Raw genomic sequence first — 9102 nt, 5'->3', positions numbered from 1 at the left:
AGGCAGGCATGAGCGGGTCGGAGCCCGGAGGTCGGAGCTTGCGTGGTCGCGCGGACCGTGGTGACGGCGCCTCCCGGATCGGCCGCCGTGAGCTGCTGACCGGTGCGGCTGCCGCGGCGGCCGGTCTGACGCTCGTCGGCCTCACGCCGGCACAGGCGATGCCGGTGGCCGAGGGCGTCGGCAAATTCCCCTTTCCTACCGGCGGCGACAGTGTCCGCGTGCTGGTCACCGGCGACGCGGGCACCGGCACCCGATCCCAGTGGGCGGTCGCCGACGCCATCCGGGCGCTTCATCGGCGGGAACCCTTCGCCATGGCGCTCGGCCTCGGCGACAACATCTACGAAAGTGGCCCGAACAGCAACGAGGATCCTCAGTTCGCGGCGAAGTTCGAAGATCCCAACGCCGGCCTTGATTTTCCGTGGGCGATGGTGCTGGGCAATCACGACACCAGCTCGGTCTTTCCCGGCGACGGCGGATGGCTGCTGCGCGGCGACCACGAGGTCCGCTATCACGCGCACTCGCCGCGCTGGTGGATGCCGAGCCGCTATTACTCGGTGCGGGTCCCCGAACGCAACCCGGTCGTCGAGTTCTTCGTGCTCGATCTCAACCCGCTCGCGGCCTATCTGCCACCGCTGTTCACCCCGTACTGGGCAGTCGACGGCCAGTTCATGAACGAGCAGCGCGCCTGGCTCGATCGTGCCATCGCCGAGTCCCCGGCCACCTGGAAGATCGCCTGCACCCACCACCCGTATCTGAACAACGGACCGCACGGTGATGCCGGCCGGTACGAAGGACTGCCGGTCGAGCCGATCAACGGTGTGCATGTGAAGCGGTTCTTCGACGATCACGTCAACGGACGCTGCCATCTGATCCTGTCCGGCCACGATCATTCATTGCAGGTCCTGGAGCAGCAGCCCGAGATGAAGGGCACTCGTCAGATCGTCTCCGGTGCCGCTGCGAAGACCGTCGGCGCCGAGCCGAGGGTGCTGCCCGATACCGCTCACGGCGCCCAGTTCCAGAGCTTCCACCAGCTCGGATTCATGGTCATGGAGCTGGCGCCCGGCGCGATCGAACTGCGGGTACATACGGTGGACCCGGCCTCCGGAACGTCCACCGAGGAATTCCGCCGCCGGATCGCCTGATCGACCGCCGCATCGCGTGGCGGGGCGACAGTCGCCTCGCTCGATGAGTCCGGCCGAGGCGGAATGCGGCGTTTGGCCGCTGGATGCCGCGCAACTCGGGGCGGAGCCCGGTCGGACGCGCCGCCGGCGGCCCGAATTCCGGCGTGCTGCGACGCGGCGGGTTACCGTCACGCCATGGCATCCGGTGACGGCTCCGAAAACGGCGAGGTGTCGGGCGGCTCGTCGAACTCCGAGGCGCCCGATCCGAGCCCCGCGCGCGAGCATCGAGCAGACCCGGTCGTCGAGACCGTCTGGTTGAGCCGCCGCCGAGCCCAACCACGGCATCCGGGCCGGCCCCGCCTCTCCACCATCGCGCTGACGCTGCTGTTCATCGCCCTGCTCATGCTCTATGTGGTGCTGCGCCCGAACTGACGGCTGACCCGCACGGGCAGACGCACCCGAGCGCCCCGCGAGCGCGCACAATCACGCACAGGTCCCCATCGACACTCGTGTCCAGCGGGCGCCTCGCACATTGCGGCGCCCTCCATCGGCCTGCGCTGTGATCCATCCGACCACAAACTAGTTGATTAGCGAAAGCAACCAATGTATAGTTGCTTACCGCAAGCAATCATTCTCGGTTTGGAGACCGGCATGGCAGTGTCACGCGATACCGCCCAGGATCTGACCAGGGAGCTCTATCTCATGGGCCGCGCGATCCGCGTAGCCATCGCCCACCCGGAAGAAGGTCAGCTCCTTCCCGGTGGCATCGGCGTCCTGGTGGTGCTGGAGGGAGCAGGGCTCATTCGTCAGGTCGACCTCGCATCGCACCTGTGCATCAGCCCCTCGGCGCTGAGCCGGCACGTCACCGACCTGGTCGCGGAAGGCTATGTCATCAGGCAGGCCGATCCGCACGACGGTCGCGCGACGCTACTGCAGGTCACCGACGCCGGTCGCGACCTGTTGCGGCGCATCCGGATCTCCCGGGCCAAGCGCATGCAGGAGGCGCTCGCCGACTGGGACGAAGACGAGGCCGCACAGGCCTGCGTCGCCATCGAGAAACTCAGAAACGCACTGGTCGCGCGCGTCCAGCACACCATGACCGCCGATCGGCCGGTTCAGCTAGAAAGTCAGGGAGTAGATGTCTAGTCAACACGACGGGGTGGCTTCCGCCGAGGCGGTGACACAGCGAGACCCCTACGCGATGACCCATCGCGAAGTACTGGAAGCGATGACCGGCTTGCTGGCCGCGCTGTTCACGGCACTGCTCAGCACCACGATCGTGGCCACCGCCCTGCCCACCATCATCGGCGATCTCCAGGGTTCCCAGACCGCCTACGCCTGGGTGATCACCGCCGCACTGCTGGCCACCGCCGCCTCCACCCCGATCTGGGGCAAGCTCGCCGACCTGTTCAACAAGAAGACGCTGGTCCAGATCTCCATCGTCATCTTCGTGGCCGGTTCGGTGCTCGCCGGCTTCGCCCACAACGTCGATCTGCTGCTCGCCGCGCGCGTCGTCCAGGGCATCGGCATGGGTGGTCTGACCGCGCTGGTGCAGGCCATCATCGGCAGCATCGTCGCGCCCCGCGAACGCGGCCGCTACTCCGGCTACATGGGTGCGGTCATGGCCGTGTCGATGTCGGGCGGCCCCATCCTCGGCGGCGTGATCGTCGACAGCCCGCTCGGCTGGCGCTGGTGCTTCTTCGTCTGCGTGCCGCTGGCCGTGATCGCACTCGTACTGCTGCACCGCACCCTGCGCCTGCCCACCGAGCGCAAGGACGATGTGTCCATCGACTGGCTCGGCGCCGTCCTGCTGACCGCGGGCGTGTCCATCCTGCTGATCTGGGTCTCCTTCGCGGGTAAGGCCGGCTACTACGAGTGGGTGTCGCGGGAATCGGCGATCTACGTCGGCGCAGGCGTGCTCCTGCTGGCCGCCACCATCTGGGTCGAGTCCAAGGCGAAGTCGCCGATCATCCCGCTGCCGATCGTCACCGAACGCACCACCGGCCTGGCCATCATCGCCTCCATCGCCGTCGGTGTCGGCATGTTCGGCGCGACCACCTTCCTCGGTCAGTACTTCCAGACCGCGCGCGGCTACTCGCCGACCGTGGCGGGCATGCTGACCATCCCGATGGTCGCGGGCATGCTCATCGCTTCGGTCGGCTCCGGGCAACTGATCACCCGGTTCGGCAAGTGGAAGGGCTTCGTCGTCGGCGGTGCGCTGGTGCTGGTCGCGGGGTTCGCGCTGCTGTCGACCCTCGACCACGCGACGAACCTGTGGCTGGTCGCGGTCTACATCACCATTGTCGGCCTCGGCGTCGGCAGCCTGATGCAGAACCTGGTGCTCGCCGTGCAGAACACCGTCAGCGTGCACAACATCGGTGCCGCGTCGAGCGCGGTGGCCTTCTTCCGCACCTTCGGTGGTGCGATCGGGGTGTCGGTGCTCGGTTCGGTGCTCGCCACCAGGGTGAGCGATCTATCGGCCGAAGGGTTCGCCAAGCTCGGCATCCACCCGTCGTCCTCGGGCGGCAGCAACCTCGATATCGGCGCGCTGCCCGGTCCGATCGCCACGATCGTCCGCACCGCCTACGGTGACGCGACCGGCCGCATCTTCCTGATCGCGGCGTTCGCCACCGTGGTCGCACTGCTCGCGACCCTGCTGCTGCCGAACCGTCCACTGCGGACCACGATCGACATCGATCCCGCGCTGGATCCGATGCGCGATACGCACAACGGCGAGTCCGACCCGGCCGAACTGCTCGATCCGGTGCAGCAACCCGAGCGCGTGCTGCAGAAGTAACGTCCACCCGCTCACCCGGCAGGTACCGGAACATCCGGTACCTGCCGGGCTCATGCGCGGGCACGGCCGTAACGACCTGGGAATAATCCGGTTGCGCCGCCGCTTTAAGGTTGTCGTCATGGAGGAGCCGTCATGAAGGAAAAGGGGCGCAAGGTCATCGCGACCAACCGCAAAGCGCGGCACAACTACACCATCCTCGACGTCTACGAGGCCGGGATCGCGCTGGTCGGCACCGAGGTCAAGAGCCTGCGCGAAGGCAAGGCCTCGCTGGTCGACGCCTTCGCCACGGTCGACAACGGCGAGGTGTGGTTGCGTGGCCTGCACATCCCGGAGTTCAGTCACGGCACCTGGACCAACCACTCGCCGCGGCGGGTGCGCAAGCTGCTGCTGCACAAGCGGGAGATCGAACGCCTCGTCGGTAAGTCCCGGGAAGGCAACCAGACCTTGGTGCCGCTGTCGATGTACTTCTCCGACGGCAAGGTGAAGGTCGAACTCGCCCTCGCGAAAGGCAAGCAGGACTACGACAAGCGTCAGGATCTGGCCCGCCGCACCGCGGAACGCGAGGTCACTCGCGAACTCGGCCGCCGGGTGAAGGGCATGAGCAGGTGAGCCCGATGGCGGCCGGAAAATGGGAATGAATGCCGGTCGTCGAGGTGTTAACATGACTAGCCCGGCAAGGTGCCGGGACGTACGGGGCTGAACGGTTTCGACTGCGTACGTTGATTCAGGGGAAGCGTGTCGGTGCAGGCAAGAGACCACCGTAAGCGTCGTTGCAACCAATTAAGCGCCGATTCTCATCAGCGCGAGTACGCTCTCGCTGCCTAAGCGAAGCGTCTCTGTCGGCCCGGGATAAGCCCTCGGTCCCGGTGCCGGCATCAGCTAGAGGGCTCACCGTTCTACTCGGTCGCGGAGTAGAACGGGACATCTCACAGCGACTGGGATCGTCATCTCGGCTTGTTCGCGTGACCGAGAGATCCGAGCAGAGACACAGCGAACTGCACACGGAGAAGCCCTGAAGACGCGACGGAGGACCCGGGTTCGATTCCCGGCAGCTCCACCAAACGGAGGCGAGTGCTCGCGAAGAGCGCTCGCCTTTTTTGGTGGAGCTGGGTGTTTTGTGGGGGCGCAGCCCCCACGCCCCGCCCGGCGGGCTTCGCCCCCGGACCCCCACCGGGGATTTCCTGTCCGGTAAGGCTTGTCGCCGGACCCCCACCGGGGATTTCCTGTCCGGTAAGGCTTGTCGCCGGACCCTCCCCAGGGTTTCCTGTCCGGTGAGGCTTCGCCGCCGGACTCCCGGCCCTCTCGGGTTCGGATCCCGGGTGTCTGCGGCCTTGCTCGGGCCTCGCGCGACCCGCGACCGTACCGGGCGGTTCGTTCCGGTGACTGATGTACTCCGGGCACTCCAACGTTCGTTCCCGGTCAGAGGGCTGGTGGTGGGCGATCGGGGACCAGGAGGGTGCCGATCTGTCTGCCGGCGTCGACGGCGTTGTTGCGGGCGGCGTCGGATCTCGGTCCGAGCGTCACATAGGCGACGATGGTGGTGTCGGTGGTGGTGTCGTAGTAGGCGACGCCGTCGTAGCCGCCATAGGACGGGTTCATGAACAGCCAGTCGCCGAGGTGGACGACGCCGAATGCGAAGTACTTCTCGCGGGTGAGGGGGCCGACGCCGGCCGTCGACGGCTCCATCATCTGCCGGAACTGGTCGGCGGTGAGCAGTTCGCCGGTGCCGAGTGCCCGCACCCACCGGCCGATGTCGGCGACGGTCGAGGTCATGTTGCCGCTGTGCAGGAAGGCGGTCGGGTTCCAGAAGGTGGAATCTTCGAAGATGTTCCGCTCGTTGGTGTAGCCGTGCAGGATCGGCCCCTCGATCTGCGGGGTGAGTACCACTCGGCTCGCACCCATGCCCAGGGGATCGAGGATGTGCTCGGCGATCAACTCGCCCAACGGTTTGCCCGCCGCCTTCTGCAACACTTCACCGAGCACCACGAGGTCGCTGTGGGCGTAGGCGAAGTCGGCGCCCGGTGCGAACAAGGGCGGTCTTGCTTCGGCGCGGGCGAGCAGTTCGTCGGCCGTCCAGGTGCGGAAGGGGTTCTCGCCGAAAATCTTCAGGAATTCCGGCTCGGTCACATAGTCGGCGATGCCGGACGTGCTGTCGGCGAGCATGCGGGGGGTGATCGCGTCGGCACGGGGGAACTCGGGCATCCAGCGCGCGATGGGCTCGTCCAGCGACAGCACGCCCTGGCCGTCGAGCCGCCACAGCACCGTCGACAGCATCGGTTCCATCGGCTGGCCGACCCGCAGCCGCATGTCGGCGGCCGCGGGCACGCCCAGCGGTGAATCGCCGAGCGCGCCGAGCGCGAGCTGCTCATCGCCGCGCCACACACCGAACACCGCCGCGGTGAGGTCCAGCTCGCCCATCGCATCGCGCATGAGCTCGGTGATCTTCGCGGTCTCCGGACCGTCCGCGCCCGCTGTGGTGTCCGAACCGGCATCCCGGTCCGTGCTACCGGCGCCGGCGACGAGGATGAGCACGATCGCGAGCACCGCCCACGGCCGGCGATGCCCCTCGTATCGGGTGGACTCGCTCATGACGGCGACCCTTCATGGAGGAAAACGGCCCGACCAGCGTCCTCGCAATCTACGCCGCCCACTCCCCGTTCGATAGAGCCGAACGAATCGGGTGCGGCAATGGTGCGGAAAAGGCGGCGGGGCGGCGGGCATCGGCCGTCGCTACACCGGTACCAGATCGCATCACGTACTCATCGACGGATCCGGTTCGCCATACGCGGCGGCGATGTCTTCGGAGCCCATCCACCCGCTGTAGGCGGGTGATTGCGGCCAGCCCTCGGGCGAGTCCTGCCATTCTTCCTGCCTGCCGTAGGGGAGGAGGTCGATGAGCGCGAAGGTGTAGCCGAGTTGTTCGACGCCGCGGCCGTCGGTATGCCAGGTGCGGTAGACGGTGTCACCGTCGCGCAGGAAGACGTTCACCGCGAAGGCCGCGTTGGGTGGGGCGCCCACATCGGCGCCGAAGGAGCTGTCGGCGGTGGAGTACCAATCCATCTTGTTGCCGACCCGCCGCTTGTAGGCGAGCGCCTCATCGATCGGTCCCTTGGTGACGATCACGAAGCGGGCGTCGTAGTTGTCCAGGAACTTCAAGCGGGTGAACTGCGAAGTGAAGCTGGTGCAGCCGCCGCACTGCCATTGCTTGCCCGGGAACCACATGTGGTTGTAGACGATCAACTGCGACTTGCCCTCGAAGACGTCCACCAGCCGCACCGGCCCGTCCGCGCCCTCCAGCGTGTAATCCGGCATCCGCACCATCGGCAATCGCCGACGCTGAGCCGCGATCGCGTCGAGCTCCTTGGTCGCGGCCTTCTCCCGAGCACGCAGCGCGGCGAGTTCACGCTGCCAGGTCTCGGCGTCGACGATGGGCGGCAGTGCGTTCTTGCTCATGAGTTCCTCCCTGACGGGTCCACACATCCGGCTGTAGATGCAGACCCCGCCCGCCCGCCGAATTCATCGGTCGACGCGCTACCCGGTCGGAAAGCCAGGATGCCGACGTCCGGACCGGCCGGGCCGGGTGCAGCTGCCCTCGGCTCGGATGGTCATTCGGAAACTCCTTGCGCGCTACCAGGTCTGCTCGCCGCGCAGCACCGCATCCGCCCCACCGTCGACGAACACCACCTGGCCGGTGATGTGGGAGTTGGCCGGGGAGGTGAGGAAGTCGAGCAGGGGAGCGATCTGCTCGGGCCGGGCATGGCCGTGCAGCGGCATGGGGACGGCGCCGTCGATGGCTCGGCGGCCCTCTTCGGTGTCCAGCATGGGCTGGATCATCGGCGTCACGATAGTGCCGGGAGCGATGGCGTTCAGCGCGATCCCGGCGCCCGCCCAATCCGGTGTGATCGCTGTGCGCCGTACCCATCGGGCGATCGCGGCCTTCGACGACGCATAGATCTGCGCGCCGTCACCGCGTTCGATCGCCGCCTGGGCGGCCTTCACGGCTGTTTGCTCGTCACCTGCCAGTGCGGCGTCGACGGTCTCGGCGTCGGTGGGATGCAGCGAAGCCACCGACGAGATCACGACGGCCCGGGGATCGGTGCCTGCTGCCAGCAGCGGGCGCAGCCCGGCCAGGGTCGCGACCGCGCCGAAGTAGTTGACCCGGATGGTCAACGGATCGAACAGCGCCACTCCCGCACACGCGATCACACCGTCGAGCCAGCCGTCGGTCATCTCTCGTGCGCGGGCGACGAGATCACTGCGACCCGCGTCGGTGGCGAGGTCGACGGTGATGTCGGCCCCGCGCAGATCCGCGCCGATCACGCGGATCCCGCGAGCGCGCAGGTAGTCGCTGGTCGCGGCGCCGATGCCGGAGGCGCTGCCGGTAATCAGGAAAGTGCGGGGCATACTCTGCCCTTTCTGGCGAGGTGAGTGCGCATGAGGTGCGCATCTGTGACAGAACGCCAGTTTGTGCCACAGTGCTAATGTGTGTCAAGACACATCGAGGAGGACATGTGATCGACCAGGAGCTGTCGCTGACGGACCGGCGACGGCAGGCGGTCCGGCTGGATATCGCGGCGGCCGCGTCCAGGCTGTTCCTCGATCGCGGGTTCGACGCGACGTCCGTCGACGACATCGCACGCTCGGCCGGGATCTCGGTGCGGACCTTCTACCGGCATTGTGAGGCCAAGGAGGACACCCTCACCCCGATCGTCGTCGCCGGTATCCGCGACTTCGTCGGCTACCTGGCCGCACGGCCGGCGCACGAGCCGGTGGAAACCGCTGTGCACGAGGCATTCGTCGAGGCGTTCCGCCGCGATCGGTACGCCCACATCGTGCCGACCCGTGACCTTTTCGTCCTGCTCACCTCGGTGCCGGGCATCCGCGCGCGGTGGATGGTCGCGGCCAACGATCTCGCCGACGAGCTGCGTCCCGTCATCGGTGAGCGCGCTGGGTTGGCTCCGCGGAGCCTGGAAGCCCGGTTGCTGTCACACACCTTGATCGGCGCTCTGACGGTGGCGTTGGAGCACTGGGTCACCTGCGATCCGGACGATCCGTCGGGCCCGGTGGACGCCCCGAGCGTGGCGGCTTCGGCGTTGTCGGTGATCCGGTTCGAACGGTCATGAGCCGCCCGTTCTGGATCGGTGCGGCGAGGTAGCCCCGCCGGCCGGAGATGCCGGCCGGCGT

Annotated in this window: 9 protein-coding genes and 1 other RNA gene; 7 read left to right on the top strand and 3 right to left on the bottom strand. The window is 67.4% G+C overall.

Annotated elements, in window-relative coordinates; all coding sequences use genetic code 11:
- Positions 1–8 precede the first annotated feature (8 nt).
- The 6 genes from AC4HOU_RS16075 to ssrA all read left to right on the top strand — a co-directional run bounded on the left by AC4HOU_RS16075 (position 9) and on the right by ssrA (position 4978).
- Positions 9–1142: a metallophosphoesterase gene (locus AC4HOU_RS16075; RefSeq protein ID WP_490724722.1), complete on the top strand. Its 1134-nt coding sequence runs from the start codon at positions 9–11 to the stop codon at positions 1140–1142.
- 174 nt (positions 1143–1316) lie between these two features.
- Entirely contained in the window at positions 1317–1553 is a 237-nt protein-coding gene (locus AC4HOU_RS16070; protein WP_163809667.1) for a WLR motif membrane protein, read from the top strand.
- 207 nt (positions 1554–1760) lie between these two features.
- Entirely contained in the window at positions 1761–2267 is a 507-nt protein-coding gene (locus AC4HOU_RS16065; RefSeq protein ID WP_228806357.1) for a MarR family winged helix-turn-helix transcriptional regulator, read from the top strand.
- A 55-nt stretch (positions 2268–2322) separates the two neighbouring features.
- On the top strand, positions 2323–3918 hold the full coding sequence (locus AC4HOU_RS16060; RefSeq protein ID WP_490724845.1) for an MDR family MFS transporter: 1596 nt from the start codon (positions 2323–2325) through the stop codon (positions 3916–3918).
- Positions 3919–4050: 132 nt separating this feature from the next.
- Entirely contained in the window at positions 4051–4527 is a 477-nt protein-coding gene (gene smpB / locus AC4HOU_RS16055) for an SsrA-binding protein SmpB (protein ID WP_163809669.1), read from the top strand.
- An 83-nt stretch (positions 4528–4610) separates the two neighbouring features.
- Positions 4611–4978, top strand: a transfer-messenger RNA (tmRNA) gene (ssrA, locus tag AC4HOU_RS16050).
- A gap of 359 nt (positions 4979–5337) precedes the next feature.
- On the opposite strand, the gene AC4HOU_RS16045 is transcribed toward ssrA, so the two are convergent.
- The 3 genes from AC4HOU_RS16045 to AC4HOU_RS16035 form a co-directional block, all read right to left on the bottom strand.
- Positions 5338–6507 carry a serine hydrolase domain-containing protein gene (locus AC4HOU_RS16045; RefSeq protein ID WP_490724721.1) on the bottom strand — a complete coding sequence of 390 codons (1170 nt, stop codon included), beginning with the start codon at positions 6505–6507 and terminating at the stop codon, positions 5338–5340.
- 162 nt (positions 6508–6669) lie between these two features.
- On the bottom strand, positions 6670–7371 hold the full coding sequence (locus AC4HOU_RS16040) for a DUF899 domain-containing protein (protein ID WP_490724720.1): 702 nt from the start codon (positions 7369–7371) through the stop codon (positions 6670–6672).
- 174 nt (positions 7372–7545) lie between these two features.
- Positions 7546–8322, bottom strand: a complete 777-nt coding sequence (locus tag AC4HOU_RS16035) for an SDR family oxidoreductase (protein ID WP_490724719.1) — start codon at positions 8320–8322, stop codon at positions 7546–7548.
- Between the two features lie 107 nt (positions 8323–8429).
- Here AC4HOU_RS16035 and AC4HOU_RS16030 point away from each other — a divergent pair, with 107 nt between their 5' ends.
- Complete coding sequence (locus AC4HOU_RS16030; protein WP_490724718.1) at positions 8430–9041, top strand: TetR family transcriptional regulator; 612 nt, start codon at positions 8430–8432, stop codon at positions 9039–9041.
- Positions 9042–9102: the final 61 nt, after the last annotated feature.

The sequence above is a fragment of the Nocardia sp. JCM 38205 genome, assembly GCF_058222935.1.
The sequence above is the reverse complement of the archived record's forward strand: the minus strand, read 5'-3'. Positions and strand labels throughout refer to the sequence as shown.

Coding starts and splice junctions, on each gene's coding strand:
- AC4HOU_RS16075 (WP_490724722.1), top strand. CDS start 9: ATGAGCGGGTCGGAGCCCGGAGGTCGGAGCTTGCGTGGTCGCGCGGAC.
- AC4HOU_RS16045 (WP_490724721.1), bottom strand. CDS start 6,507: ATGAGCGAGTCCACCCGATACGAGGGGCATCGCCGGCCGTGGGCGGTG.
- AC4HOU_RS16040 (WP_490724720.1), bottom strand. CDS start 7,371: ATGAGCAAGAACGCACTGCCGCCCATCGTCGACGCCGAGACCTGGCAG.
- AC4HOU_RS16060 (WP_490724845.1), top strand. CDS start 2,323: ATGACCCATCGCGAAGTACTGGAAGCGATGACCGGCTTGCTGGCCGCG.
- AC4HOU_RS16035 (WP_490724719.1), bottom strand. CDS start 8,322: ATGCCCCGCACTTTCCTGATTACCGGCAGCGCCTCCGGCATCGGCGCC.
- smpB (WP_163809669.1), top strand. CDS start 4,051: ATGAAGGAAAAGGGGCGCAAGGTCATCGCGACCAACCGCAAAGCGCGG.
- AC4HOU_RS16070 (WP_163809667.1), top strand. CDS start 1,317: ATGGCATCCGGTGACGGCTCCGAAAACGGCGAGGTGTCGGGCGGCTCG.